Here is a 25,135-nt window from a genome sequence, read left to right as displayed (position 1 = left end):
GCCCCGGCTGCCGTCCGGCCCGCCGAGCCGTGTAGCCCGATCGAAAGGTTCAGCCCTGTGCGCTCGACTCTCCCGCGCCGTCGAACAGTTTTTGCGGGCGCGGCAGCGGCCGTGCTGATGCTCACCGGCTGCGGGGTCTCCCAGGCCGGCTCCGCCGTTGTCGTCGGTGGTGAGAGCCTGGGCCACGAGCAGGTACGCAGCGAGGTCGAGCGGATCGAGTCGGCTTCGGGCCGGCAGCTCTCCCCCCAGCAGCGCTCGGACGCGGCGACCAGGGTGCTCAGCAGCTACATCACCGTCACCACCCTGGACCAGATCGCCAAGGAGGAGGGCATCGCGATCACCCGGGCCGACACCGATGAGGTCCTCGACCGACTCGGCGGGCGCGAGTCGCCCCAGTTCCAGGGGCTCACCGATGCCGAGGTCGATGACCAGGTGCGCGTCGCGCTGATCGGGGACCGACTGGCGAGTGAGGCCGATCCTGCGGACCTCGCCGAAATCGAGGACAAGCTGCGCACCGACACCCGCGCCTACCTCACCGAGCAGGCCGAGTACAACGGGCTGAGCGGCGCCGAGCTGGAGGAGCAAGTGGAGACGGCGATGGCGCAACTGGAGTCGTCCGTCCCCGCCGAAGCGGCCAACCTCTACCCCCAAGAGCGCTTCCGCAGCCACCTGGCCGCGGCCGACATCGAGGTCAACCCCCGCTATGGGGTGTTCGACCCTGCGGGCCTCACCATCGACCCCCGTGGAAGCCTCCTGTCGGCACCGGCCGAACCCGCGCTTGCCCTGCCCCAGGGCCAGCAGCCCATGGGCGGGTGATCCCGACAGTGGAAGAGCACGCCGACCAGTCCTCCGGCCACCGGCTCCTCGCGCTGGTGGAGGTCATGGACACGCTGCGCCGCGAATGTCCCTGGGATGCGGGACAGACGCACGAGACGTTGGCGAAGTACCTCATCGAGGAGGCATACGAGGCGTTGGAGACGATCGAGAGCGGCGATCTGCACGCCCTCGCCGGGGAGCTCGGCGACGTGCTCCTCCAGGTGGTCTTCCACGCCCGAGTCGCCGAGGAGCGCGGCCCGGAAGGCTTCACCATCGACGACGTGGCCGACGCCGTCATCGACAAACTCACGCGGCGGCACCCGCACGTTTTCGCAGGCGTGCAGGTGTCGGGTGCCGACGAGGTCAAGGCCAACTGGGAGGCCATCAAGGCGGCCGAGCGCGCTGAGCAGGGCGAGGCCGCCGACACCTCCGTGCTGGCCGGGGTCCCTTTCGCCCAACCGGGGGCTCTGTTGGCCTACGAGCTGCAAAAGCGTGCCGTACGCAATGGGGTTCCCGAGGAGCTCATCGGTGACGACCGGGGTCCCGGAGGCGGATTGTTCGCCGAAGTGGCGGCAGGGCGTCGGGCCGAGGCCGATCCGGAACTGGACCTGCGCGCGGCGGCCCGCCGTTTCGACACCCGATTGCGTGCCGCAGAGGGCGCCGCTCGCGACGACGGCCTGGACCCGAGGGCCCTCACACCTGATCAATGGCGGAGGTACTGGGCCGCACAGCAGTGAGCCTCCCGTCGTTGAGGGAGATCTCCACGGTCTCGCCCGGCTCCCCGGTGACCGCCTGCGCAGGACGGCGTGCGGTGTCGCCCACCCGAAGCCACAGCCCGATGATGATCCAACTGGTGGTCAGCGACGATCCTCCGATGGCCAGCAACGGAGTCGTCATGCCGGTCAGCGGGATCAGCAGGGTGACCCCGCCGAGCACCACGAACACCTGGAACGCCCAAAGGAACGCGAGTCCGGCCGTCATCAGTTTGACGAAGAGCTCGCGTGAGGCCAGTGCCACCCTGAACCCCCGCTCCACCAGCAGCAGGATCGCCAGGATCACGGCGCTGAGCCCGGCCAGGCCGAACTTCTCCCCGATCGAGACCAGGATGAGGTCGGAGTCGGACGCGAACAGGGTCGCGGCGCGGCCCGCACCGAAGCCGATCCCCAGCAGCCCGCCGTCAGCGAGCGCGAAGAGACCCTCGACGACCTGGTAGCTGCCGCCCTGCTGGCGGTAGACCTCAGGGTCGAACGGCGCCAGCCAGATCGCGACGCGCTGTTGGACGTGCCAGAAGATCAGGTAGGCGGCGTAGGCGCCGGCGAGGAACATCGCCAGGCCGATCCCCACCCAGGACTTGCGCTGCGTGGCGATGTAGAACATCGCGAGGAACAAACCGAACAACAGCAGCGAGGTCCCCAGGTCCTTGGTGCCGACCAGGACGAGGATGGCCATGCCCCACGCCGCTGTCATCGGCCCCATGTCGCGCATCCGGGGCAGGCTGAACACCTTGACCTCGCGCACCATCACCTGTTTGGCAGCCAGCGCCAGCACGTCCCGTTTCACACCGAGGTAGGCGGCGAGGAAGACCACCAGAGGGAGTTTGGCGAACTCCGAGGGCTGCACGGTGATGGTGCCGAAGGACAGCCAGCGCCGCGCGCCGTACTGGTCCAGGCCCACCACCGGCAGCATGGGGGACGCGATCAGGAGCACGCCTGCCAGCGCCATCAGATAGGGGTAGCGCTGCAACAGTTGGGGACGGCGCACCACCACCAGCACGGCCAGGCACAGTGCCAGGCCCAGACCGGTCCACATGAGCTGTTTGAGGGCTCCGGACCCGTCACGTCCGGCCTCGGCGTGCAGGCCCCAGATCACCACGAGTCCGATGCCGTTGAGGAGAACCCCCAGTGGCAGCATGAGCGGATCGGCCCAAGGGGCCAGGTAGCGCAGTGCGATGTGCACCGCGATCGCACCCCCGCCGAGGACCCCGGTGAACAGGGCCAGAACGGGTGGGACGCTGCCGTTGACTCCGAGCCCGGCGAGGCTGAAGCCGATGACGAAGACCGTGATCGCTGCCAGCAGCATCAGCAGTTCGACGGTGCGGCGCCGCCCGGGGCGGGGCGTCGTCTTCTCGGTCATCCCCTCCGCCTTGCTCATCCTCTCTCGGGTATCGGACAGTGCGAACTATAAGCGTGTGATGGTCGGCCAGGGGTGAAGAGGGGGCAGCGGGTCGCCTGGTGGGAAGAGCGCGCGGTACCGGGACCCGGGACGGGGAAGGCCCTGTCGCGCGGTGGCGGGCCCCTTCAGCCGCGGACGGGGGTCGGGAGTCGGGCGGCATCCGTTCCGGCGGACCGTTCCATGCGGTGGGCCCGTACCGACCACACCACCGCTCCCACCCAGACGGTAAGAACCAGCAGGTAGACAGCTATTCGTGGGGTGCCGTCCAGAGGGAGCCAGTCGCTGTTCACGACGGTCCGGATGTTGGTCATGATGATCATGCCGCCCACCACCGAGCCCAGGACCCGTGCGGGGAAGTAGCGCACGATCCATGCGGCGAACGGAGCGGCGATCACACCGCCGATGAGAAGAGCGCCGGCCCAGGCCAGGTTGATGCCCGAGTGGCCGAGGCCGGTCAGGAACCCGAGGCTCGCCGACAGTGCCACGATGAACTCGCTGGTACTGACCGAACCGATCGCCGTGCGCGGCTCCAGCCGTCCGCTGGCGAGCAGGGCAGGGGTGCTCACGGGCCCCCAGCCGCCGCCTCCGGTGGCGTCGACGAATCCGCCGACCAGGCCGAGCGGGGCGAGGAACCGGGTGCGCAGCGGCTTGCCGAGGTGGCCGCGCGGGGTTCCCCAGGCGGTGAAACGCACCAGGACATAAACGCCCAGCGACAGCAGGATGCCCGACATCAACGGCGCTGCCAGTTCGGTGGAGACGCTGCTGAGGACGGTCGCCCCGACGAAGGCACCGATCGCGCCCGGCACCGCGATCCTCCGCACGACGCCCCAATCCACGTTGCCCATGCGCCAGTGCGACACCCCGGACGACAGGGTCGTCCCGATCTGGGCCAGGTGAACGGTCGCAGAGGCGGTCGCGGGAGTCGCGCCCAGGGCGAGGAGGAGCGTGGTCGAGGTGACGCCGTAACCCATTCCAAGGCTGCCGTCCACGAGTTGGGCCACCAGACCGACCGCGGCGAGCAGGACGAGGGTCTGCATCGAGGACGCCTTCCCGTCTAATCGACTGCTTAGGTCGGAATTGTAGACGACAGGTGGTTCGGCAGGTCAAAAGGCCGCGGCCCCGACCGCTCACCAGTCCCGGGGCGACGACTTCGGCCGGGAGGCGGGGCATCCTGCCGGTTGTCCGGCCGATGCCGGGCAACCGGAGAACACGTCAGGTGCTGATGCCCCAGCGCTTGCGGATCGACTTGTCCGCGTAGCTGAAGAAGATGTCGATCACGATTCCGATGATCAGCACGATCAGGATGTAGGACAGCAGCCGTTCGGAGTTGTTCATCGTCCGGGCCTGACTCAGCGCCCAGCCGATCGAGTTCTGTTGGTCGATGATCACCAGGAGTTCGCCGGCCATCAGCGACCGCCAGGCGAATGCCCAGCCCTGTTTCAGCCCTGCCACGAACGTCGGCAAGGCCGCAGGGACGATCAGGTATCGGTACCGGGCGATACCGCGAAGCCCGACCACCTGGCCGACCCGCAACAGGTTCGGCGACACGTAGTCGATGCCGGAGACCAGTCCATTGGCGATGGAGGGGGCCGCGCCCAGGATGATCACGAACATGATCGCGGACTCGGTGATCCCGTACAGCAGCATCGCGAACGGGAACCACACGATCGAAGGCATCGTCTGCAGGCCGGTGATCAGCGAGCCGATCGCCGCGCGCAGCGGTTTGATCCGCGAGACCGCCACGCCCACCAGCACGCCCACGACCACCGCCAGCGCGAAACCGCTGAGGGCCCGCTGCATGGTGACCTGCATCGCCTCCCAGAAACGGGGGGTGGTCACCTCGCCCAGCAGCACGGGAAGGACCTTGTCGGGACCGGGGAAGACGAACTCCGGCTTCCACTCGCTCCACACCACCGCCTGCCAGGCACCCAGCACCAGGACCAGGGCGAGGGCCTTGGGCCATGAGGCGTCCCACAGCCGCTTCCCCCACACCGCGAACCCATTGGGTTCGACGAGGCGCTGCGGGCCCAGTTCGAGGGCGTCCAGCCCCGCGACCTCGCGTTCGTCCTGCCCGGTTCGCGCATCGGCCCTCTGCTGGGCCGTCGTCGCCGAGTCAAGCGGCATGACGGGCCACCTCCGCTCGCAGCCGGTCGGTGATCGAGGTGGCTCGTGCGGCGACCTCGACGGAGTCGATCCGCCTCGGGCGCTCCTCCACCACGGGGAACTCCTCGATGATTCGGCCCGGACGGCTGGACAGCAGCACCACGCGGTCGCCCAACCGGACCGCTTCACGCACGTTGTGCGTGACGAACAGGACGGTGAGATCGCGTTCGCGCCAGATCCGCTCCAGTTCGTCGTGCAGGATGTCGCGGGTCATGGCGTCCAGCGCGCCGAACGGTTCGTCCATGAGCAACACATCGGCGTCCTGGGCCAGGGCGCGGGCAAGGGCCACGCGCTGGCGCATCCCACCCGACAACTGGTGCGGCAACCGGCCGGAGAATCCGCTGAGCCGGACCAGGGCGAGCAGCTCCTCGACCCGGCGCCGCCGTTCGGCCCGCGCGACTTTTCGCACCTTCATGGGGAGTTCGATGTTGGACCCCACCGTCAGCCACGGAAACAGTGCGGCCTCCTGGAACATCATGGAGACCCGGTGCCCACCGACGGTGACGGTGCCCGCTGTGGGTGCGTCCAGGCCGGCCACCAGGGACAGCAGAGTGCTCTTGCCGCACCCTGAGGCGCCAAGGACGGAGACGAACTCGCCCTTGCCCACCTCCAGGGAGAGGCCGTCCAACGCGGTCAGGGTGTGCTTGCCGCGGCCGAAGACCTTGACCAGGTCATGGATGCGCACGGCGGGCGGGTCGGCGGTGCCGGTGGGGGACGCCGGTGCGGCGGCGTCCTTGGGGACTGGGGTCATCGCTTCCTCCGAGGCCACTCGCCGGCGTCGGCCGGCGGTGTCGATTCGTTCGTCGTGGGCGGGGCCGCTCCCGGCGCAGAACGCCGTGCGCGGAGTCGGCCCCACCGATAAGCCGCCCCTAGAAGCCCGACACGGGCTCCTGGCCGGCCTTCTCCAGCTCCTCGTTGAGCAGGTCGAGGGCGTAGATGCCTTCCAGGTCAACCGGTTCGAGCAGGCCCACGGCCTCGGCATGCTCGGCACTGCCACGAAGGGACTCGGCCACCGGGTCGGTGGTGAAGGACAGGTTCTCGAAGGCCGAGGCCACGATCGCGTCGTCCAGCCGGTCGCCGCTGATCTTCTCCAGGTGGTCGTTGGCGACGGTCTGCGCGTCCTCGGAGTTGTCGTTGATCCAGGCCACGGTCTCCACATGGCCGCTCAGCAGCTTGGCCACCAGGTCGGGTGCGGCCTCCAGGAAGTCCTGGTTGACGATGAGGTGCGTGGTCACGTACTCGCCGTCGGTGTCGGCCCACTCGTCGGCCTCGTCCACCAGGAGGTTGCCCTCGCCTTCGATCAGCAGACGGCTGAGGTGCGGCTCGGGCACCCACGCGGCGTCGATCTCTTCGGTCAGGAACGCCTGCACGATCTCGGAGTTGCCCTGGGGGACGATCGAGATGTCGCCGCCGCCCTCCGTATCGAACTCCCAGCCGCGCTGTTGGGCCCACCAGCGCAGCGCCACGTCCTGGGTATTGCCCAGTTGCGGTGTGGAGATGGTCGTGCCTTCGAGGTCGTCCACCGACTCGATGCCGGGCCGGGCCACCAGGCCGGCCCCCCGCGAGGTCAACCCCGCGATGATGTGCAGTGCGGTGCCGCTGGACTCCGACCAGCCGTTGATGGCGGGGTTGGGGCCGATGAAGGTCGCGTCGATCTCGCCGGCGAACAACGCGTTGATCGCATCGGGGCCGGCGTTGAAGGTCTGGGTGTCGAGTTCGACGTCTGCGCCGAGTGCGTCGGCCAGGATCCCGTTCTCCACGCCCACGAGCGCGGGGGCGTGGGTGATGTTGGGAAAGTAGCCGAGGGTCAGGGTGTCGGTCTCGCCGGTCGCTGAGCCGGTGCCGCAGGCGGTGGCGACCAGGGCCAGGGTGCAGGCGGCCGCGGCGGTGGCCAGGGGGCGGGGTCGTCTCGCGGTCATGGGTCGGGAGCCCTTCAGGGGAACCAATGGGGTGCGGGTACGTAATTCCTACCTGAACAGTAGAGAACAGAATCGTCCGACAGTCAATCCCGATTTATCCGATGGGTTTTATCGTTACTGTTCGGTGTCAACCTGCTCGCCTACCGTCGTCGTGCCGTTGCTTTCGGTCCCCATGCGCGCGGATTCCGACACGCCGGACCCGTCGGTGATCGCCTTCGAGTGGATCGCCGTTCCACCATGGGTGCGTTGTCCCTGATCAGGATGGTGGGAAAAATGGACTAAACCAATCCGGGGAGTGGGGGAGACTCCGTCGCGCCAGGCTCGGTAGGCTCAGGGTGGTTCGCGCGGCCCCAGGGCGGCAAGTACGCCCGCTATTGCCCGTGCGGCCGCCGTGTCAGATGACACGCCGAACGTGGTTCCCGGCCGCACGCGACGCGCAGCGGGCGAAGAACCACGGCCAGACGCGAGGAAATGGAGTACTACGTTGTCGTCGATCGAGGCAGTGCAGGCACGGGAGATCCTTGACTCCCGCGGTAACCCGACGGTCGAGGTCGAGGTCCTGCTCGACGACGGGACGACCGTCCGCGCAGCCGTTCCCAGCGGTGCGTCCACCGGTCAGTTCGAGGCGGTCGAGCTGCGCGACGGCGGCGACCGCTACGGCGGGAAGGGCGTCGAGCGGGCCGTTACCGCTGTCAACGACGAGGTGGCCGACGAGCTGCTGGGCTATGGCCCCGAGGAGCAGCGCCTGATCGACCGCGCGCTCATCGACCTCGACGGCACCCCGGACAAGTCCCGTATCGGGGCCAACGCCATCCTCGGCGCCTCCCTGGCCGTGGCCAAGGCGGCAGCCGAGAGCGCCAACCTGCCGTTGTTCCGCTACATCGGCGGCCCCAACGCCCACGTGCTCCCCGTGCCGATGATGAACATCCTCAACGGTGGCGCGCACGCCGACACCAATGTGGACATCCAGGAGTTCATGATCGCTCCCATCGGAGCGGCCAGCTTCCGCGAGGCACTGCGCTGGGGCACCGAGGTCTACCACGCCCTCAAGGGAGTCCTCAAGGCGCACGGCCTGGCCACCGGCGTCGGCGACGAGGGCGGGTTCGCTCCCGACCTGGAGAGCAACCGCGCAGCGCTCGACCTCATCATCGAGGCCATCGAGAAGGCCGGCTACACCCCGGGCCGCGACATCGCTCTCGCCCTGGACGTCGCAGCCACCGAGTTCCACAAGGACGGCTCCTACCAGTTCGAGGGCAAGGCCATCAGCTCCGCGGAGCTGGCCGCCTACTACGGCGAGCTCGTCAACGCCTACCCCCTCGTCTCCATCGAGGACCCCCTCGACGAAGAGGACTGGGAGGGGTGGAAGCACCTCACCCAGGCCCTGGGCGACCGCGTCCAGCTCGTCGGTGACGACCTGTTCGTCACCAACCCCGAGCGCCTCCAGCGCGGCATCACCGAGGGCACGGCCAACTCGCTGCTGGTCAAGGTCAACCAGATCGGTACGCTCACCGAGACCCTGGACGCCGTCTCACTGGCCCAGCGCAGCGGCTACACCGCCATGATCAGCCACCGGTCCGGCGAGACCGAGGACACCACCATCGCCGACATCGCGGTGGCCACCAACGCCGGCCAGATCAAGACCGGTGCCCCCGCGCGCAGCGAGCGGGTCGCCAAGTACAACCAGCTGTTGCGCATCGAGGAGGAGCTCGACGACGCGGCCGTCTATGCGGGCGCCGGCGCCTTCCCGCGTTTCGCCCGGGAGGCGTAGCCCCATGCCGAAGGTGCCGGAGCCGCCGAAGGGCTCCCGTCCGCGCAAGACGGGGCCCTCGGCCTCCGGTGCCTCCGGCCGTACCGCCCCGACGGCCCATGGGGCGGCCACGTCCAAGCCGGCTGCTTCGGCGAAGCCGGCCGCCACGACCGCCAAGGCCAAAGCGGCACCGGCCGGGAAGCCGGCCCCCGCCGCGCGGGCTGAGGACCCGGCCGAGCGGCCGACGCGGACCCGGCCGGCGCTGACCAGTCGCGCGGCGATCCTCGGCCTGCTCGTCTGCGTCATCGCCCTGAGCCTGGCCTACCCCCTGCGCGAGTACATCGCCCAGCGTTCCGAGATCGCTCAGCTCAAGGACCAGAAGGCCCGTACCGAGCAGGCGGTCCAAGAACTGACCGAGCGCCAGGCCGAGCTCCAGGACCCCGCTTACATCGAGCGTGAGGCGCGCTCCAGACTGCACTATCAATATCCGGGCGAACAGGCGTACGTGGTCCTCGACGGCAACGACCCCGCTACGGACGTCCCGGAGGACAGCGCGCCGAGTGACCCCTGGTTCACCCAGCTGTGGAAGTCGGTCGTCGCCGCTGACGTGCTGCCAAGCGACAGCGAGGAAATTCCCGAAGCCCAGGCCCCGCCCCGCGCCCCCTGATCCTTGCGCCCGCGAGGGCGTACGGACGTGATCGTCGGGAGGCGGCAGCCCGCTAGGCTGAAACCGACATGACTTCCCCAGATCAGTCCGCCCCCGAGGGGCGGTTCACCAGTGATGACATCGCCGCAGTCGAACTCCAGCTGGGCCGGCTGCCGCGGGGGGTGCGCGGGGTGGCCCATCGGTGCCCGTGCGGCCTTCCCGACGTCGTGCGCACCGCGCCCCGTCTGGAGGACGGCACCCCGTTCCCGACCATGTACTACCTGACCTGCCCGCGTGCGGCCTCGGCCATCGGCACGCTGGAAGGCGGGGGGCTGATGCGCGAGATGACCGAGCGTCTGGCCGCCGACCCCGAGTTGCGCGAGGCCTACACCCGGGCGCATGAGTCCTACCTTGCCGAACGCGACGCGCTCGCCGCTGAGGCCGGCGTCGAGCCGCTGCCCGCGGGGATGCAGAGCGCGGGGGGCATGCCCGCCCGGGTCAAGTGCCTGCACGCGCTGGTGGGTCACGAACTGGCGGTTCCGGGGACGAACCCGTTCGGCCAGGAAGCGTTGGAGGTTCTCCCCGAGTGGTGGGCCAAGGGCCCCTGCGTATGTGTGGGCGAGCGCACCGACGACACTGACGACACCGACGACACCAAGGACGACGAGTGAACACGGTCGCGGCGATCGACTGCGGTACCAATTCCATCCGCCTGTTGCTGTGCGGACTCATCACCGGCGGCGACGAGGAGGTCGAGCTGCTCGACCTCCAACGGCGGATGGAGGTGGTCCGGCTCGGAGAGGGAGTCAACCGCACGGGCGCGTTCTCACCGGAGGCACTGGAGCGCACGTTCGCCGCGCTGCGCGACTACGCGGAGCTGATGCGCGCCCACGGTGTCGAGCCCGGGCCCGACACCGTGCGGATGGTGGCCACCAGTGCCACCCGCGATGCCGCCAACCGGGCTGATTTCCTGGACGGGGTACACGCGATCATCGGGGTCGAACCCGAGGTCATCACCGGTGACGAGGAGGCCGAGCTCTCTTTCGTGGGAGCCACCGCCGAGCTTGAGGCGATCGACGAGGCGGACGGCTTCGCGCGCCCCTACCTGGTCGTGGACATCGGAGGCGGCTCCACCGAGTTCGTGCTGGGGCACACGGACGGCGACACGGACGATGTCGTCCGCAGCGCTCGATCGGTGGACATCGGGTGCGTCCGGATGACCGAACGCCACTTCAGCGCCGACCCGCCGACTCCCGAGCAGATCGCTGCGGCCACCGCCGACATCGAGGCGGCCCTGGACGAGGCGGCCGCCGTCGTACCGCTCGCCGAAGCCGCAACGGTGGTCTGCGTGGCAGGCACCGCCACGACCGTGGCCGGTATCGCGCTGGGCCTCGACGCCTACGACCCCGACCGTATCCACCACTCCCGCATCAGTGCGGACCGGGTGCGCGAGATCGCGGGGGAACTGCTGGCGATGCCGCGGGAGAAGCGCGCCGAGATCGATGTCATGCACCCGGGCAGGGTGGACGTGATCGGCGCCGGTGCACTCATCCTGGACCGGGTCCTGGCCCGTACCGGTGCGGTCGAGTTCGTCACCAGTGAGCACGACATTCTGGACGGTATCGCCTGGAGCCTGGCGCTGGGGTCCGAGCAGCCCTAGACGGGCCGGTCGCCCGTCGGTTCAGGGGCGGGCGACCGGTGCCCGGGACAGGGGCTTTCGTCCTCTGCTGTCGGAATTCGCGGGTGAGGCCCATCACGTTGCCCCGGCCGCGTGAAGCCGTTCACAAGGCTCTTGACCTGCAACGATAGAGGATCGGTCGGCTTTTTTGTGGTCTAAACCTTTCTGACTTGTACCTTTCTTGACGGGGGATGCTTGTGAAAGGATGCACAAGCGAGCGCGGGATGGGTGAGATCTCGCGGGAGCGTGAAGAAGTCCATCTCTTCTCCGGAAAACTGAGTGCAGAGATGTCAGTCAAAGAAGACTTACCAATCTTCGCCACCCGTGTCGGTGGCAGGATGTGGGAACCAAGGGCGGATATGCGATGACCGAGAGCAGGAACTACCGACTGGTTCACGGCGGTGGTGACGAATCGGAGATCCCGCACGTGCTCATCATCGGTGGTGGGTACCTGGGGATGTACACCGCGATGCGGCTGGAGAAGAAGCTGGGCGCCGGCGAGGCCCGTATCACCGTCGTCGACCCCAACTCCTACATGACCTACCAGCCCTTCCTCCCCGAGACCGCCGCGGGCAGCATCTCCCCCCGCAACGTCGTGGTTCCGCTGCGCAAGGTCCTTCGCCGCACCAAGGTCCTGACCGGGCGCGTCGTCCGCATCGACCACGCCAACCGCAAGGTCGAGTTCGAGCCGGCCCAAGGCGGGCTGCGCGACATCGCCTACGACTACGTCGTCATGGCCGCCGGCGCGGTCTCGCGCACCCTCCCCATCCCGGGGCTCGCCGAGCACGGCATCGGCATCAAGACCGTGGGCGAAGCCGCCTACCTGCGCAACCACGTTCTTGAGCAGCTCAACATCGCCGACTCCACCGACGATCCCGCTGTCCGTCGCAAGGCACTGAACTTCGTGTTCGTCGGCGGCGGGTTCGCGGGCGCCGAGGCCATCGCCGAGCTGGAGGACCTCGCCCGCGACGCCACCCGGATCTATTCGTCGATCAGCATCGACGACCTGCACTTCTACCTCATCGAGGCCGCGGACAAGATCCTGCCCGAGGTCGGTCCCGAGGTCGGCTCCAAGGCGCTCAGCCAACTGCGCCTGCGCGGCATCGACGTGCGCCTCTCGACCTTCCTTGAGTCGGCCGTCAACCAGCAGATCAAGCTCAGCGACGGCAGTGAGTTCGCCGCCGGAACCCTCGTGTGGACCGCCGGGGTCAAGCCGAGCCCGGTCGTCCAGGCGTCCGACCTGCCGCTCGGCCCCAAGGGGCACGTGGACACCAGCGAGAACCTGACCGTCAACGGTGTCAACCGTGCTTTCGCGGGCGGGGACAATGCCCAGGTTCCCGACGGCAACGGCGGCTACTACCCGCCCAACGCCCAGAACGCGGTCCGTCAGGCACCGGTGCTCGCGGGCAACGTCATCGCGACGCTGCGCGGCAAGGAGCTCTCGCCCTACCGTCACAAGAACCTCGGTGCCGTCGCCGGCCTCGGACTGAACAAGGGCGCCGCGCAGCTGTTCGGGCGGATCAAGCTGACGGGTCGGCTGGCCTGGCTCGCACACCGGTCCTATCACCTGCTCGCGGTCCCCACGTTCAACCGCAAATTCCGCGTACTTTCGGACTGGACGCTCGGTTTCTTCCTGCGGCGCGATTTCGCGTCCCTGCCGGAGATGGGCGACCCTCGCCAGGCGTTTACCGAGGCCAGCAAGCCCCAGATCGAAAACGGCCAGCTGCTGCGCCGCGTCGGCTAGCCCGTATCACCGTCGAGACGGCCGTGCCCGACCCGGGTACGGCCGTCCGCACGCGCCGGGAGCAAAGGGATCCGAACCCGAAAAATGGTGCGTGGGAGTATGCTGGACCCGCCCTCGTAGCCCAATGGTAGAGGCAGGCCCCCTAAAAGGGTCACAAGTGTCGGTTCGAGTCCGACCGGGGGTACTTCGGGCAGGGATGTCCAGACTTCTAACGGAACGTACGGCCAAATGGTTCCCGTGCAGGTGGCAGTGGTCGCCGTCACTCCATGGCCGGCCGTTCGGCCGTCGGACGGACCGTCGCACTCGTTGCCCTGGTCCTTGCCGCGGGGGTTCCGCCCCCGTCCGGTACTCCCTTTGCGGTCGGATCGATCCCGTACACCACTTTCCTCGCGGCGAACACACACCGTGTCGATGTGACCGCGTACCGTTCCTCACGCGACGTGTCGTGGGACATGGCGTGATGCCGAGCGGGAAAACGGGACGATTCGATGGAATCCACAAAAAGTTTCGGGCAGGGGTCCGGTGTTCTTCGCCGCAAACCCATCGACGACGGTGCCGACGACGTCGTGGAAGGCAGCGGTCTGACCCGATCCCTCGGACTGTGGCACCTCACCGCCATCGGTGTGGGCGCCATCATCGGCGCCGGTGTGTTCTCCCTCGCCGGCGCGGTCGCCCGTGACACGGCGGGCCCCGGTGTGCTCTTCTCCTTTCTCATCGCCGGTATCGCCAGCGCGGCCGCAGCCTTCTCCTACGCGGAGTTCGCGGGTCTCATCCCACGCGCAGGCTCGGCCTACACCTACGGCTACATCGTGCTCGGTGAGATCGTGGGCTGGTTCATCGGCTGGGACCTGCTGCTTGAGTACATCGCCATCGTGGCGGTGGTCGCCATCGGCATCTCCGGCTACTTCAACTTCTTTCTCCAAGGCATCGGATTGACGATGCCCGCGTGGATGATGGGCGCGCCGGGGACCGAACCCGACGGGGTGCCCGAGGGCACCTACCGGGTGAACCTGGTCGCGGTCCTGTTGTGCCTGTTCATCGCTTTCCTGCTGACCCGCGGAGTCCGCAACGCCGCCCGCTTCGAGACCGTGGTCGTGGCCATCAAGGTGGTGATCGTCCTGGTCATCGTCATGGTCGGTGTCTTCTACATCGACCCCGCCAACTATTCGCCGTTCCTGCCCTTCGGCGTCACCGGGACCTTCGCCGGAGCTGCGGTCGTCTTCTTCGCGGTGTTCGGCTACGACGCCATGAGCACCGCCGCGGAGGAGGCCACCGATGCCCGCAGGCACATGCCACGGGCGATCATCCTCTCCCTGGCCGTCTCGATGGTGCTCTACGTACTTGCCTGCCTGGTCCTCACCGGCATGCAGAAGTACACCGACATCGACCCCGAGGCGGGTTTCTCCGCGGCGTTCGCGTCGGTGGGCCTGGGCTGGCTGGCCAACCTTATCGCCGTCGGGGCGGTCATCAGCATCCTCACCGTCATGTTCACCTTCATGCTCGGCGTCACCCGTGTCTGGTTCGCGATGAGCCGGGACGGCCTGCTGCCCAAGTGGTTCGCCAAGACCGACCCGAAGCACAACGTGCCGGTCCGGGTCACCTGGATCGCCGGGGTGCTCTCCGCGGTGCTGGCCGGCCTGCTTCCCATCGGTGAGGCTGCCACTCTCACCAACATCGGCATCCTGTCGGCGTTCGTCGTGGTCTGCGCCTCGGTCATCGTGCTGCGCTACCGCCGCCCCGACCTGCCGCGCTCCTTCCGCTGCCCGGGGATGCCCGTCGTGCCCGCCATCGGAATCGTCTTCTCGCTCTGGCTGATCAGTTTCCTCGACGTCCACACCTTCATCCGTTTCGGAGGATGGCTGCTGATCGGCCTGGTCATCTACGGTCTGTACTCCTACCGCGCGTCCAACCTGAACCGTCCGCCCGCCGGGACAGCCGTCCCCGACGGCCCCGCCTCCGGCTGACCCTCATCCGTTCGTCCGCCGGGCGGCCCGCCCCCTGCGCGTGGTTCGCGGCGTGGCCCGCCCGGTGAAAGAGAACGTCGGTCAGGCCTCGCGCTCCAGGAGCAGCTGGAGCTGGGTGAACAGCCGCTCGTTGGGATCGGACAGGTCCACGCCGCTCACCGTCTCGGCACGGCGTACCCGATAGCGCAGCGTGTTGGGGTGCACATGCAGCCGGGAGGCTGCACCCCGCACATCGCCGAAGAAGTCCAAGTAGGCGATGAGTGACGCCACCAACTCCGACCCGTGCGTCGTGTCGTGCGCCACCAACCGTGTCACCCGCGGGTCGCGCAGCCGGGGATCGGCACGCAGGAGCGCCAGGGTTTCCCCGACCAGCACGCGCGCCCGTACGTCGGAGATGGTCGCCACGTCCATTTCCAGGTCCCGTCCCATGGCGTCCAGAACCCGGTCGGCCTCGGTGCGCGAGCCCCGGACGTCGGCCAAGCTGTCCACCATCGACCCGACCGCTCCCTGCACCCTGACCCCCAGCAGTCGTCCGGCCGCCCCCACGATCTTGCGGGCCAGCGCCACGACCGATGCCTCGGCGGTGCGCCGTGCCAGCGCCGGGAGCAGCACGTATACCCGGGTACCCAGCGTCGTGACCAGCGCCTCGCGCCGGTAGGCGGCGGCATGCACACTGATCAGGCTGGTCATCTGCCGGCGGTTGAGTTCGGCTGCCGACCGGTCCGCGAGCTGCCCGTCTTCACCCGTCCGAAGGGTGAAGACCAGCATCACCACGGCGTGCTCGGCGTTCACGGTGACGCTGTCGGCCAGCGCCATGGGTTCCACCCGGCCCTCCAACAGCCCAGCGAGCAGATCCTCCCGCAGCCGCAACCCCGCGGTGAGTTCGGTGCGCTGGCGGACCAGGTGCAGTGCTGTCATCCGGGCGGCACCGAGCAGGGCCTCCTCCGCCTGTGCGGTCAGGGCGAGTGCGCCCTCCTGCACCCAGATAGTGCCCAGCGGTTGGGAGCCGGCGTGGATGCCTACGGCCAGGCGACGGCGAATCCCCAGTTCGGGGTGCTCGTCGATGCGGACCACCTCCTCGCCGCCGCGCAGTTTGGCGAACACCCCCCAGTCGCGCAGCAATGCCAGATAGGGCTCCGGCCCCTGGCGACCCAGTACCGAGCGGCGGCGCAGTTCGTCGGCGTCCTCGCCACCCGAGTAGGCCAGAACCCGGCTCGCCGCGTCCTCGATACTGACCAGTCCGCCGGTCAGGGTGGCGATCGTCTGCGCGAGCGAGAACAGGTCGCCGGCCGCCTCCCCGAGGTCGGTGTCGCGCCCCAGCCTGGCGTCGTCCACCACGCTGCGACACAGTGCCTGTAGCTGTTCCCAGCGCAGTTCGGGGCGCACGGCCAGCAGAGCTGCTCCGGCGTCTGCGGCCAGTGAGCGCAGCAGCGCGGTCTCAGCAGGGCCGTTGACCTTCACCGCAACCGCAGTGGCCCCGAGCCGGGCGGCCACCCGCACCAACCGGGCCGCTGCCCGACCGCGTACCCCGATCAGCAGCACCAGGTCGCCGGGGCCCGCCACCGCCTCCTCCTCGGGGTCGAGGATGACCACGTCGCCGACGGTCACGTCCAGCCCCCGCGGTGCCGACAGCACATCCACCACCGGCTCGCCCACCGCGAGCAGCAACTGCCGCAGCGGAACCCCGTACGACTCGGGTCCCCGGGCTGCGGGCGCCGTTTCGCCGGAAACCGATTCGTTCTTCATGACCCCCCTGTTTTGTTCTATCGAACAAATAAGACTCGCAAAAAGTGGCCGCGCCCACAAGACTCACCTGGGGTTCTCGGCATACCGTTTGTCCAGTTCAACGACGACGATACGCATGAGGGGGAAGCGGTCCATGGACGCCGTGACGAACGTGCCCACGCCGGTTAACGAGCCGGTCCTTACCTACGCGCCGGGCAGCCCGGAGCGGGCCGAGTTGGCTTCTGCGCTCACGACCTTGGCCGCCGACCCGGCCGAGCTCACGATGACCATCGGCGGGGAGCGTCGGATGGGCGGTGGCGAGCGCATCGACGTGGTCCAGCCGCACGCCCACGCCTCCCGTCTCGGCACGCTCGGCAACGCCACCCACGACGACGCGCGTGCAGCGATCGCCGCGGCTAAGCAGGCGGCCCCCGCCTGGCGCGAGACGCCCTTCGACGAGCGCGCCGCCATCATTCTGCGCGCCGCCGACCTCCTGTCGGGGCCGTGGCGCCAGCGCATCAACGCCGCCACCATGCTGGGCCAGTCCAAGACCGCCATGCAGGCCGAGATCGACTCCGCGTGCGAGCTCATCGACTTCTGGCGCTTCAACGTCCACTTCGCTCGCCAGGTCATCGCCGAGCAGCCTCCGGCCAATGCCCCGGGAGTGTGGAACCGCACCGACCACCGCCCCCTGGAGGGCTTCGTCTATGCGATCACCCCGTTCAACTTCACCGCCATCGCCGGCAACCTGCCCACCGCTCCGGCGCTCATGGGCAACGTCGTGGTGTGGAAGCCCTCACCCACCCAGACCTTCGCGGCACAGCTGACCATGCGGCTGCTCGAAGAGGCCGGACTGCCCCCGGGCGTCATCAACCTCGTCACCGGTGACGGTCTGGCCGTCTCCGACATCGCGCTGACCGACCCCGACCTCGCGGGGATCCACTTCACCGGATCCACCCGCACCTTCCAGCACCTGTGGCGCACGGTCGGGGAGAACATCGCCGGCTACCGCTCCTATCCGCGCATCGTGGGCGAGACCGGCGGCAAGGACTTCATCGTCGCGCACGCCTCGGCCGATCCCGCGATCCTGCGCAACGCTATGGTGCGCGGCGCCTTCGAGTACCAGGGCCAGAAGTGCTCGGCCGCCTCGCGCGCCTTCGTCGCACGTTCGGTGTGGAACCGGATGAAGGACGACCTCATCGCGGAGGTCGAGTCCATCAGCGTCGGCGACGTCACCGACTTCACCAACTTCATGGGTGCGGTCATCGACCGCCGTGCCTACGACCGGCTCTCCGGAGTGCTCAACGCGGCCCAGTCCGACCCCACCCTCGAAGTGCTCGCAGGCGGGACCGCCGACGACTCACAGGGCTACTTCGTGCGCCCGACCGTCCTGCTGGGCTCCGACCCCGGCCACGAGGTCTTCTCCACCGAGTACTTCGGTCCGGTGCTGGCGGTCAACGTCTACGAGGACGGCGACTTCGACAAGGTTCTGCAAACCGTGGACACCGGAGCCCCCTACGGGCTGACCGGTGCGGTCATCGCCACCGACCGTGCCGCGGTCACCCGGGCCTCACAGGCGCTGCGTTTCGCGGCGGGCAACTTCTACGTCAACGACAAGCCCACCGGTGCGGTCGTGGGACAGCAGCCCTTCGGCGGCGCCCGCGCCAGCGGCACCAACGACAAGGCCGGCTCCGCGGCCAACCTCGCACGGTGGAGCAGCCCCCGTTCCATCAAGGAGACGTTCGTTCCGCCGACGTCCTACCGCTACCCCCACCAGGGTTAAAGGGGTGCGCGCGTCGGGCCTCCGCCCGATGCGCGCCCTGATGAGGTGCGGCCGACGCACCTGCACGCCCACGAGGCGGGCGGGTCTTCGGGCACCCCGCCGCCCCGGGGCCGACCGGCCCGGGGCGGTCTCTTCCGCAGCCGAAACCACGAGCCGAGGTTCACCATGCTCCGCACGCCTCTGCTGATCGCCGCGCGATCGGCGGCCTGTCGCACCTTCGTCGAGCGCACACCCCTCACCCGCGCCATGGTCACCAGGTTCGTCGCCGGGACCACCCAGGAGGAGACCCTCCCGGTCGTCGGCGACCTCACCACCGACCGCCTGGTCACCCTCGACTACCTGGGCGAGGATGTCGCCGACGCGGCCCAGGCCCAAAGCACCGTCACCGCCTACACCAGGCTCCTGACCGCGCTCGGCGAGCAGGGACTCGCCCCGCGGGCGGAGGTCTCGGTGAAGCTGTCAGCGGTCGGACAGTTCCTGCCGGCCGACGGCCAGAAGATCGCGCTGGACAACGCCCGACAGATCTGTGCGTCGGCCGCCGCGGTCGGGACCACCGTGACCCTGGACATGGAGGACCACACCACCACCGATTCCACCCTCGCCATCCTGCGTGAACTGAGGGTCAACTTCCCGTGGGTGGGCGCGGTCCTGCAGGCGTACCTGCGCCGGACGGAGGCCGACTGCCGCGACCTGGCCCACGAAGGGTCCCGGGTGCGGTTGTGCAAGGGCGCCTACGACGAGCCGGAGTCGGTCGCCTACCGGGACAAGGCAGAGGTCAACCGCTCCTACGTGCGGTGCCTGAAGGTCCTCATGAACGGTTCCGGCTATCCGATGGTCGCCTCGCACGACCCCCGGATCGTCAAGATCACCGGACATCTCGCGTCGGTGGCCGGCCGCACCCCGGACTCCTACGAGTACCAGATGCTCTACGGGATCCGCACCGAGGAGCAGGCCGCGCTCGCCGCCGAGGGCAAGCGTATGCGGGTCTACGTTCCCTACGGCGAGGAATGGTACGGCTACTACATGCGCCGCCTCGCCGAGCGTCCGGCCAACCTTGCCTTCTTCGCCCGCTCGCTGGTGGGCCGGCGCTGACCCCGCCCGCTCAGTACCGCGGCCTCCTTCCCGGGCGGGAAGGAGGCCGCGCCTGTCATGGCGCGATGACTGATTCGGGACTGTGACGAATTCGCGGGAACCCCTGTGACAGGGCGTGCGTTACGTTGTTCGCAGGACAATTACGCCCTGAAAGGTGTACTACGAAAATGCGGATGCGCAGTTCCAACCCCGCTCTCAAGCGGGTCATGTCGTCTGGCCGGGGAGGCGCAGGCGCATATGGCTCCTACCCCCAGCAGGGGTACGGGCAGCAGCCCGGCTACCCCCAGCAGGGGTACGGGCAGCAGCCCGGCTACCCCCAGCAGGGGTACGGGCAGCAGCCCGGCTACCCCCAGCAGGGCTATGGCCAGCAGCCCGGCTACCCCCAGCAAGGTTTCGCGCGCGGTGCCGACTACCGCCCGATCACCATCGACGACGTGGTCATGCGGACCGGCTTCACGCTGGGAACCGTCGTGCTCGCCGCCGTCGCCACCTACTTCCTCGCCATGGCCAACCCCGGCCTGGCTCTGCTGCTGACCATCGTCGGTGCCATCGGCGCGCTGATCCTCGGCCTGGTCATCAGCTTCAAGCAGTCCAACAACCCCGCCCTCATCCTCACCTACGCGGTGCTCGAGGGTCTGTTCGTCGGTGGTTTCAGCTTCGTGCTGGAAAGCTCGCTGGCCAACATGACCGGCGGCGGTCTGGTCGTTCCCGCCATCTTCGGCACCCTGTTCGTGGCCGGCGGCATGCTCGCGCTGTACAAGTTCAAGGTCATCCGGGTCACCAACACCTTCATCAAGGTGGTCTCGGCCGCTGCCATCGGCATCTTCGTGCTGCTGCTGGCCAACTTCGTGCTCAGCTTCTTCATCGACGGCGGCCTGGGCCTGCGTACCGCAAGCCCGCTCGGCATCATCGTCAGCCTCGTGGTCATCGTGATCGCCGCGCTGGTGCTGGCCATCGAGTTCAAGGGCGTCAACGACGCCATCGAGATGGGGCTCCCGGAGAACTTCTCCTGGCAGCTCGCCTTCGGCCTGACCGTCACCCTGGTCTGGCTCTACATCGAGATCCTGCGTCTGCTCTGGATGATCCAGGCAATTTTCAGCGAATAGCCGCCGGTATGCCCCAGGGCAACATCGGTGGACGATCAGCGCCGCACCCGATCAGCTTCGGGTGCGGCGCTTTCGGTTGATCCAGTGGGGTCCTCGGCGATTGCGGTCGCTAGGAGCGCTGGGAAGGGACGGTCGAGCGGTTGCGGCGGCGGCGGTCGAACTCCTGCACGATCGCGCGGGCGTAGCCGTTGCTGAGTCCGTACTCGTCGGTCAGCCAGTGGGACCGCTCCGAGCAACTGGCGAGTCCAGGGCCTCGTTCCAGAACGTCAAACCACTCGTGGAGTTTGCGACCGGTGACGGTCGGGATTCGATCGATGAGCAGTGCGTGTTTCTCCGGCGAGTGGGTCAGTGACATAGGCACCTCCGAGAGTGATCGGCACTTGCCTTCGACCCTGCAACACGATCACGGTTTGGACAAGGCTTTGTCGCGACCTTTTACGCGCGATTCCGTAGATCCATTTTTACTTTCCGGACGACTTCGCGCGTGTGTCCGATTGATACAGCGGCAATAAACCGTTATCACCGGCAAAGCGGAAAATTCACATGCGATGCCCCGCTCCCGGGTGGTGTGCCGGTATCAGCTCAGTCGTTCGAACACCGCGGCCATGCCCTGCCCGCCGCCCACGCACATGGTCTCCAGACCGAAGGTCTTGTCGTGGAAGCTCAGGCTGTTGATCAGTGTCGTGGTGATGCGGGCACCGGTCATCCCGAACGGGTGGCCCACCGCGATGCCGCCGCCGTTGACGTTCAGCTTCGCCTCGATGTCGATCCCCAGGTCATCTGCCGAGGGCAGGACCTGTGCGGCGAACGCCTCGTTGATCTCCACCAGGTCCACGTCGGAGATCGCCATGTTCGCCCGCGCCAGCGCCTGGCGGGACGCCTCGACAGGCCCCAGGCCCATGATCTCGGGGGACAGGCCGGTCACGCCGGTCGAGACGATTCGTGCAAGCGGTGTGATGCCCAGTTGGGCGGCTTTGACGTCGCTCATGACGACCAACGCTGCCGCGCCGTCGTTGAGCGGGCAGCAGTTTCCGGCCGTTACCGTTCCGTCCGGGCGAAAAACCGGCTTGAGCTGCGAGACCTTCTCGTAGGTGGTGCCGCGTCGAGGACCGTCGTCGGCAGAGACCACGGTGCCGTCGGGGAGGGTCACCGGGGTGATGTCGCGCTCCCAGAAACCGTTGTCCAGGGACTTCTCGGCCAGGTTCTGCGAGCGCACACCGAACTCGTCCTGACGCCGGCGCGACAGGCCGCGAAGCTGGACGACGTTCTCCGCGGTCTGGCCCATCGCGATGTAGACGTCGGGCACGTCGCCGTCGTCGCGCGGGTCGCCCCACGCAGGACTTCCGCCCTCGGCGCGCTTCTCGGTGCGGGCCTCGGCACCGGCGAACAGCGGGTTCTTGGTGTCGGGCAGGGAGTCGCTGCTGCCCTTCACGAACCGGCTCACCATCTCCACGCCGGCCGAGACGAACACGTCGCCCTCGCCGGCCTTGATCGCGTGATAGGCCATGCGGGTGGTCTGCAGCGACGAGGAGCAGTAGCGCGTGACGGTCGCACCCGGAACGGTGTCCAGGCCCAGTTGGACCGCGATCACCCGAGCCAGGTTGTATCCCTGCTCGCCACCCGGCAGCCCGCAACCGACCAGCAGGTCGTCGATGGTCAACGGGTCCAGCTGCGGCACCTTGGCGAGGGCCGCCGAGATGATCTGCACGGCGATGTCGTCGGGCCGTAGGTCTTTGAGAGATCCCTTGAACGCCCGTCCGATGGGGGAGCGCGCCGTTGCGACGATGACTGCCTCGGGCATGTTCGCGGCCTTTCTGTCGAAGCGGTGCCGAGCAGACCCGTAGTGCCTGCTTGGTTACTCGCACGTTAACGCTTGGCGGGTCCGCTGTCGGCCTGCGGGGTCTCATTGGTCGGATCCTGCTGGAAACCGGTGGCGTCCGGTTGGGCCTCGCGGCGCAGCAGCCGCGCCCAGCGGCCCCGTGGACCGTGCTCGACTCCGGCCACGCGCGCGCCGCTGACCTCGGTCCCGGCCCGTTCGGCCGCGGCCGCCGCTGCGCGGTGCACCGGCAGTACGCCTTCGCCTCGCCCGGTTGCGGGATCAACGGGCTCGGGAAGCAGGCCCAGCGCCGCGCACGCGGAAGGAAGGACCGCGGTCGCGGCCTGGGCGTAGCCACGCGCAGAGGGGTGGAAGCGGTCCGGGCCGAACATTTCATCCGGGTACAGCTGGAAGTCGTCGGAGAGCAGGTCGCTCAGCGATACCGTGCGACCGCCTTCCTCGACCACCGCGATGGTCTGCGCCGCGGCCAGCTGACGTGAAGCCCGACGGGCGATGTACCGCAGCGGCTGCGCGAACGGCTGCACCGTCCCCAGGTCGGGGCAGGTGCCCACCACCACCGCTGTGCCGGCGCCGACCAGTTCTCGGACCACGTACTGCAGGTGGGCGACCGCGTCGGCAGGGCGAATCCGGTGCGTCACGTCGTTGGCCCCGACGAAGACGACGGCCAGGCGCGGTGAAAGGGGGCGGATCTTCTCCAACTGCGCCAGGAGGTCGCGCGAGGTCGCCCCCACCCTCGCCACGTTGCGCAACCGGACAGGCCGATCCGCGGCTGCCGCCAGGCCCGAGGCGATCAACGCCGCCGGTGTCTGCAACGCATCGGTCACCGCGAAGCCGGCGGCGGTGGAGTCGCCCATCATCACGAATCGGATTGGCTCGCCGTCGCCGGTGCCGTAGAGCCCGTTGTCCTTGGGGCGCTTCCACTCGGTCTGCCCGATCGACCGGTAGGCTGCGCGGACCTGCACATACAGCAGGACCAGGGTGCTGGCGCCCAACAGTGTCAGTCCACCGCCCCCGAACGCCGTGGCGGTCGCGATCCTCCGTGCGCGTGCGGCGCGCAGCACCATGCCTTTCGCCTCCTGCGTCGAGCTGCCGGGTGCGGGGGTGAAGGCTTATCCCCGCCACGTCATCCAAACAGTCAGGTTATGCCGGGAGGGTGCGCGACACGACGAACCTCGCGTGAACTGTGCGAGTGAGGTCGTGGAGCCCGAAGCCCGCGTTAAGGTCGAATGAAAACCGGCTCGACCGGCTCTGTGGCGGTGAAATGACCGCTGCTGACAGTGAGCGCCGTGAGATCCACGGTTGCAGGAGCACGCTAGAAAGCAAGGGGGAGCCGCTGATGCGGGTCTACAACTCTCTGATCGAATTGGTCGGCGACACCCCGCTGGTTCGGTTGCGCAAGGTCGCCAAAGGACTCGCACCGACCGTCCTGGCCAAGGTCGAATACTTCAACCCCGGCGGGTCGGTCAAGGACCGGATCGCCCTGAGCATGGTCGAGGATGCGGAAAAGAAGGGCCTGCTCAAACCGGGTGGGACCATCGTCGAGCCCACCTCGGGCAACACCGGCGTGGGACTTGCCATCGTGGCGGCGGAGAAGGGGTACCGCTGCATCTTCGTCTGCCCGGACAAGGTCAGCAACGACAAGCTCGCCGTGCTGCGCGCCTACGGTGCAGAGGTCGTGGTCTGCCCCACCACGGTCGCCCCCGACCACCCCGACTCCTACTACTCGGTGTCCGACCGCCTCGCCGAGAGCACTCCGGACGCCTGGAAGCCCGACCAGTACACCAACCCCAACAACCCCCAGTCGCACTACGAGAGCACCGGCCCGGAACTGTGGGAGCAGACCGAAGGCCGCATCACCCACTTCGTCGCGGGGATCGGCACCGGCGGCACCATCTCCGGCGCGGGACGCTACCTCAAGGAGGTCTCCGGAGGAAAGGTCAAGGTCATCGGGGCCGACCCCGAAGGATCGGTCTACTCCGGGGGAAGCGGACGCCCCTACCTCGTCGAGGGTGTCGGCGAGGACATCTGGCCCCAGACCTATGACACCGAGATCTGCGACGAGGTCATCGCGGTCAGCGACAAAGAGTCCTTCCTCATGACCCGTCAGCTCGCCAAGGACGAGTCACTGCTGGTCGGCGGCTCCTGCGGGCTTGCTGTCGCCGCCGCGCTCAAGGTGGCGGCCACCGCCGCGCCCGACGACGTCATCGTGGTCCTGCTGCCCGACGGCGGTCGCGGTTACCTCGGCAAGATCTTCAACGACGAGTGGATGGCCGACTACGGCTTCCTTTCCGCCGAGACCGAGGAGGCGACCGCGGGACAGGTCCTCGCGGGCAAGGGCGCCTCGCTGCCCGAGTTCGTGCACACGCACCCGGACGAGACCGTCGGCACCGCGGTGGCCATCATGCGCGAGTACGGGGTGTCCCAGCTGCCGGTGATGAAGGAAGAGCCTCCGGTCATGGCGGCCGAGGTCGTCGGCGCGATTGCCGAGCGGGACCTTCTCGACGCCCTGTTCAACGGGCGCGCCGAGCTGAGCGACCCGGTCGAGTCGCACATGAGCGCCCCATTGCCGCTGGCGGGATCCGGTGAGCCGGTGAGCCGGTGCGTCGAGCTGCTTCAGCAGGCCGGCGCCGTGGTCGTCCTCGTGGACGGGAAGCCCGCCGGGCTGCTGACCCGCCAGGACCTGCTCGCCCACCTCGCGGGCTGACCCGGTCCGGGGTCGGCCCGCCGCGGCCGGCCCCCGGAC

At 68.4% G+C, this 25,135-nt stretch carries 21 protein-coding genes and 1 tRNA gene; 13 read left to right on the top strand and 9 right to left on the bottom strand.

Annotated elements, in window-relative coordinates:
• Positions 1-57 precede the first annotated feature (57 nt).
• Positions 58-816 (top strand): SurA N-terminal domain-containing protein, encoded by a 759-nt coding sequence (locus AC0VYP_RS20540; RefSeq protein ID WP_285757710.1) that lies wholly within the window; start codon positions 58-60, stop codon positions 814-816.
• A gap of 65 nt (positions 817-881) precedes the next feature.
• Entirely contained in the window at positions 882-1,553 is a 672-nt protein-coding gene (mazG, locus tag AC0VYP_RS20535) for a nucleoside triphosphate pyrophosphohydrolase (protein WP_475474318.1), read from the top strand.
• On the opposite strand, the gene AC0VYP_RS20530 is transcribed toward mazG, so the two are convergent.
• The 5 genes from AC0VYP_RS20530 to AC0VYP_RS20510 form a co-directional block, all read right to left on the bottom strand.
• A complete protein-coding gene (locus AC0VYP_RS20530) occupies positions 1,510-2,949 on the bottom strand; it encodes an FtsW/RodA/SpoVE family cell cycle protein (RefSeq protein WP_475471310.1) in 1,440 nt (479 codons plus the stop codon). The genes mazG and AC0VYP_RS20530 overlap by 44 nt on opposite strands.
• 164 nt (positions 2,950-3,113) lie before the next feature.
• Positions 3,114-4,025 (bottom strand): sulfite exporter TauE/SafE family protein, encoded by a 912-nt coding sequence (locus tag AC0VYP_RS20525; RefSeq protein WP_285757707.1) that lies wholly within the window; start codon positions 4,023-4,025, stop codon positions 3,114-3,116.
• 175 nt (positions 4,026-4,200) lie between these two features.
• Positions 4,201-5,112, bottom strand: coding sequence for an ABC transporter permease (locus AC0VYP_RS20520; protein WP_285757705.1), 912 nt, complete (start codon positions 5,110-5,112; stop codon positions 4,201-4,203).
• A complete protein-coding gene (locus AC0VYP_RS20515) occupies positions 5,102-5,902 on the bottom strand; it encodes an ABC transporter ATP-binding protein (protein ID WP_475471307.1) in 801 nt (266 codons plus the stop codon). Before AC0VYP_RS20515 ends, AC0VYP_RS20520 begins: the two co-directional genes overlap by 11 nt.
• 118 nt (positions 5,903-6,020) lie before the next feature.
• Complete coding sequence (locus AC0VYP_RS20510; RefSeq protein WP_475471306.1) at positions 6,021-7,070, bottom strand: ABC transporter substrate-binding protein; 1,050 nt, start codon at positions 7,068-7,070, stop codon at positions 6,021-6,023.
• 484 nt (positions 7,071-7,554) lie between these two features.
• Here AC0VYP_RS20510 and eno point away from each other — a divergent pair, with 484 nt between their 5' ends.
• The 7 genes from eno (at position 7,555) to AC0VYP_RS20475 (ending at position 14,849) form a co-directional block, all read left to right on the top strand.
• Positions 7,555-8,838, top strand: coding sequence for a phosphopyruvate hydratase (eno, locus tag AC0VYP_RS20505; RefSeq protein ID WP_475471304.1), 1,284 nt, complete (start codon positions 7,555-7,557; stop codon positions 8,836-8,838).
• A 4-nt stretch (positions 8,839-8,842) separates the two neighbouring features.
• Complete coding sequence (locus AC0VYP_RS20500) at positions 8,843-9,484, top strand: FtsB family cell division protein (RefSeq protein WP_475471303.1); 642 nt, start codon at positions 8,843-8,845, stop codon at positions 9,482-9,484.
• Positions 9,485-9,552: 68 nt separating this feature from the next.
• Entirely contained in the window at positions 9,553-10,134 is a 582-nt protein-coding gene (locus AC0VYP_RS20495; protein ID WP_285757698.1) for a DUF501 domain-containing protein, read from the top strand.
• Positions 10,131-11,123, top strand: a complete 993-nt coding sequence (locus AC0VYP_RS20490; RefSeq protein WP_475471302.1) for a Ppx/GppA phosphatase family protein — start codon at positions 10,131-10,133, stop codon at positions 11,121-11,123. The genes AC0VYP_RS20495 and AC0VYP_RS20490 overlap by 4 nt, the downstream gene beginning before the upstream one ends.
• Positions 11,124-11,505: 382 nt before the next feature.
• Entirely contained in the window at positions 11,506-12,885 is a 1,380-nt protein-coding gene (locus AC0VYP_RS20485) for an NAD(P)/FAD-dependent oxidoreductase (protein ID WP_475471300.1), read from the top strand.
• Between the two features lie 110 nt (positions 12,886-12,995).
• Positions 12,996-13,069, top strand: a tRNA-Leu gene (locus AC0VYP_RS20480).
• A gap of 304 nt (positions 13,070-13,373) precedes the next feature.
• The gene (locus AC0VYP_RS20475; protein ID WP_285757693.1) at positions 13,374-14,849 is read left to right on the top strand and encodes an amino acid permease; all 1,476 of its coding nucleotides are present in this window, start codon (positions 13,374-13,376) and stop codon (positions 14,847-14,849) included.
• 81 nt (positions 14,850-14,930) lie between these two features.
• Here the strand turns inward: AC0VYP_RS20475 and AC0VYP_RS20470 are convergent, their stop codons facing one another.
• Positions 14,931-16,595 carry a PucR family transcriptional regulator gene (locus AC0VYP_RS20470; RefSeq protein ID WP_475471298.1) on the bottom strand — a complete coding sequence of 555 codons (1,665 nt, stop codon included), beginning with the start codon at positions 16,593-16,595 and terminating at the stop codon, positions 14,931-14,933.
• 133 nt (positions 16,596-16,728) lie between these two features.
• Between AC0VYP_RS20470 and pruA the strand changes: the two genes are divergently transcribed.
• From pruA to AC0VYP_RS20455, 3 genes are all read left to right on the top strand, one after another.
• Positions 16,729-18,357, top strand: a complete 1,629-nt coding sequence (gene pruA, locus AC0VYP_RS20465) for an L-glutamate gamma-semialdehyde dehydrogenase (protein ID WP_285757691.1) — start codon at positions 16,729-16,731, stop codon at positions 18,355-18,357.
• A gap of 165 nt (positions 18,358-18,522) precedes the next feature.
• Complete coding sequence (locus tag AC0VYP_RS20460; protein WP_475471296.1) at positions 18,523-19,449, top strand: proline dehydrogenase family protein; 927 nt, start codon at positions 18,523-18,525, stop codon at positions 19,447-19,449.
• A 167-nt stretch (positions 19,450-19,616) separates the two neighbouring features.
• Positions 19,617-20,555, top strand: coding sequence for a Bax inhibitor-1/YccA family protein (locus tag AC0VYP_RS20455; RefSeq protein WP_475471295.1), 939 nt, complete (start codon positions 19,617-19,619; stop codon positions 20,553-20,555).
• A gap of 109 nt (positions 20,556-20,664) precedes the next feature.
• On the opposite strand, the gene AC0VYP_RS20450 is transcribed toward AC0VYP_RS20455, so the two are convergent.
• From AC0VYP_RS20450 to AC0VYP_RS20440, 3 genes are all read right to left on the bottom strand, one after another.
• Complete coding sequence (locus AC0VYP_RS20450) at positions 20,665-20,910, bottom strand: DUF4287 domain-containing protein (RefSeq protein WP_285757685.1); 246 nt, start codon at positions 20,908-20,910, stop codon at positions 20,665-20,667.
• 222 nt (positions 20,911-21,132) lie between these two features.
• Positions 21,133-22,356, bottom strand: coding sequence for an acetyl-CoA C-acetyltransferase (locus AC0VYP_RS20445; RefSeq protein WP_475471293.1), 1,224 nt, complete (start codon positions 22,354-22,356; stop codon positions 21,133-21,135).
• Between the two features lie 65 nt (positions 22,357-22,421).
• Entirely contained in the window at positions 22,422-23,453 is a 1,032-nt protein-coding gene (locus tag AC0VYP_RS20440) for an SGNH/GDSL hydrolase family protein (protein ID WP_285757931.1), read from the bottom strand.
• Positions 23,454-23,728: 275 nt separating this feature from the next.
• On the opposite strand from AC0VYP_RS20440, the gene AC0VYP_RS20435 reads away from it, so the two are divergent.
• Positions 23,729-25,096 carry a cystathionine beta-synthase gene (locus AC0VYP_RS20435; protein ID WP_285757682.1) on the top strand — a complete coding sequence of 456 codons (1,368 nt, stop codon included), beginning with the start codon at positions 23,729-23,731 and terminating at the stop codon, positions 25,094-25,096.
• The last annotated feature ends 39 nt before the right edge of the window (positions 25,097-25,135 follow it).

Source organism: Nocardiopsis sp. iso_186, from assembly GCF_056173365.1.
Note: the sequence above shows the minus strand (reverse complement) of the source record. Positions and strands in the feature narration are given on the sequence as shown.

Coding starts and splice junctions, on each gene's coding strand:
- AC0VYP_RS20510 (WP_475471306.1), bottom strand. CDS start 7,070: ATGACCGCGAGACGACCCCGCCCCCTGGCCACCGCCGCGGCCGCCTGC.
- pruA (WP_285757691.1), top strand. CDS start 16,729: ATGGACGCCGTGACGAACGTGCCCACGCCGGTTAACGAGCCGGTCCTT.
- AC0VYP_RS20435 (WP_285757682.1), top strand. CDS start 23,729: ATGCGGGTCTACAACTCTCTGATCGAATTGGTCGGCGACACCCCGCTG.
- AC0VYP_RS20470 (WP_475471298.1), bottom strand. CDS start 16,595: ATGAAGAACGAATCGGTTTCCGGCGAAACGGCGCCCGCAGCCCGGGGA.
- mazG (WP_475474318.1), top strand. CDS start 882: ATGGACACGCTGCGCCGCGAATGTCCCTGGGATGCGGGACAGACGCAC.
- AC0VYP_RS20450 (WP_285757685.1), bottom strand. CDS start 20,910: ATGTCACTGACCCACTCGCCGGAGAAACACGCACTGCTCATCGATCGA.
- AC0VYP_RS20525 (WP_285757707.1), bottom strand. CDS start 4,025: ATGCAGACCCTCGTCCTGCTCGCCGCGGTCGGTCTGGTGGCCCAACTC.
- AC0VYP_RS20530 (WP_475471310.1), bottom strand. CDS start 2,949: ATGACCGAGAAGACGACGCCCCGCCCCGGGCGGCGCCGCACCGTCGAA.
- AC0VYP_RS20500 (WP_475471303.1), top strand. CDS start 8,843: ATGCCGAAGGTGCCGGAGCCGCCGAAGGGCTCCCGTCCGCGCAAGACG.
- AC0VYP_RS20445 (WP_475471293.1), bottom strand. CDS start 22,356: ATGCCCGAGGCAGTCATCGTCGCAACGGCGCGCTCCCCCATCGGACGG.
- AC0VYP_RS20460 (WP_475471296.1), top strand. CDS start 18,523: ATGCTCCGCACGCCTCTGCTGATCGCCGCGCGATCGGCGGCCTGTCGC.
- AC0VYP_RS20455 (WP_475471295.1), top strand. CDS start 19,617: ATGCGGATGCGCAGTTCCAACCCCGCTCTCAAGCGGGTCATGTCGTCT.
- AC0VYP_RS20520 (WP_285757705.1), bottom strand. CDS start 5,112: ATGCCGCTTGACTCGGCGACGACGGCCCAGCAGAGGGCCGATGCGCGA.
- AC0VYP_RS20515 (WP_475471307.1), bottom strand. CDS start 5,902: ATGACCCCAGTCCCCAAGGACGCCGCCGCACCGGCGTCCCCCACCGGC.
- AC0VYP_RS20475 (WP_285757693.1), top strand. CDS start 13,374: ATGGAATCCACAAAAAGTTTCGGGCAGGGGTCCGGTGTTCTTCGCCGC.
- AC0VYP_RS20485 (WP_475471300.1), top strand. CDS start 11,506: ATGACCGAGAGCAGGAACTACCGACTGGTTCACGGCGGTGGTGACGAA.
- AC0VYP_RS20495 (WP_285757698.1), top strand. CDS start 9,553: ATGACTTCCCCAGATCAGTCCGCCCCCGAGGGGCGGTTCACCAGTGAT.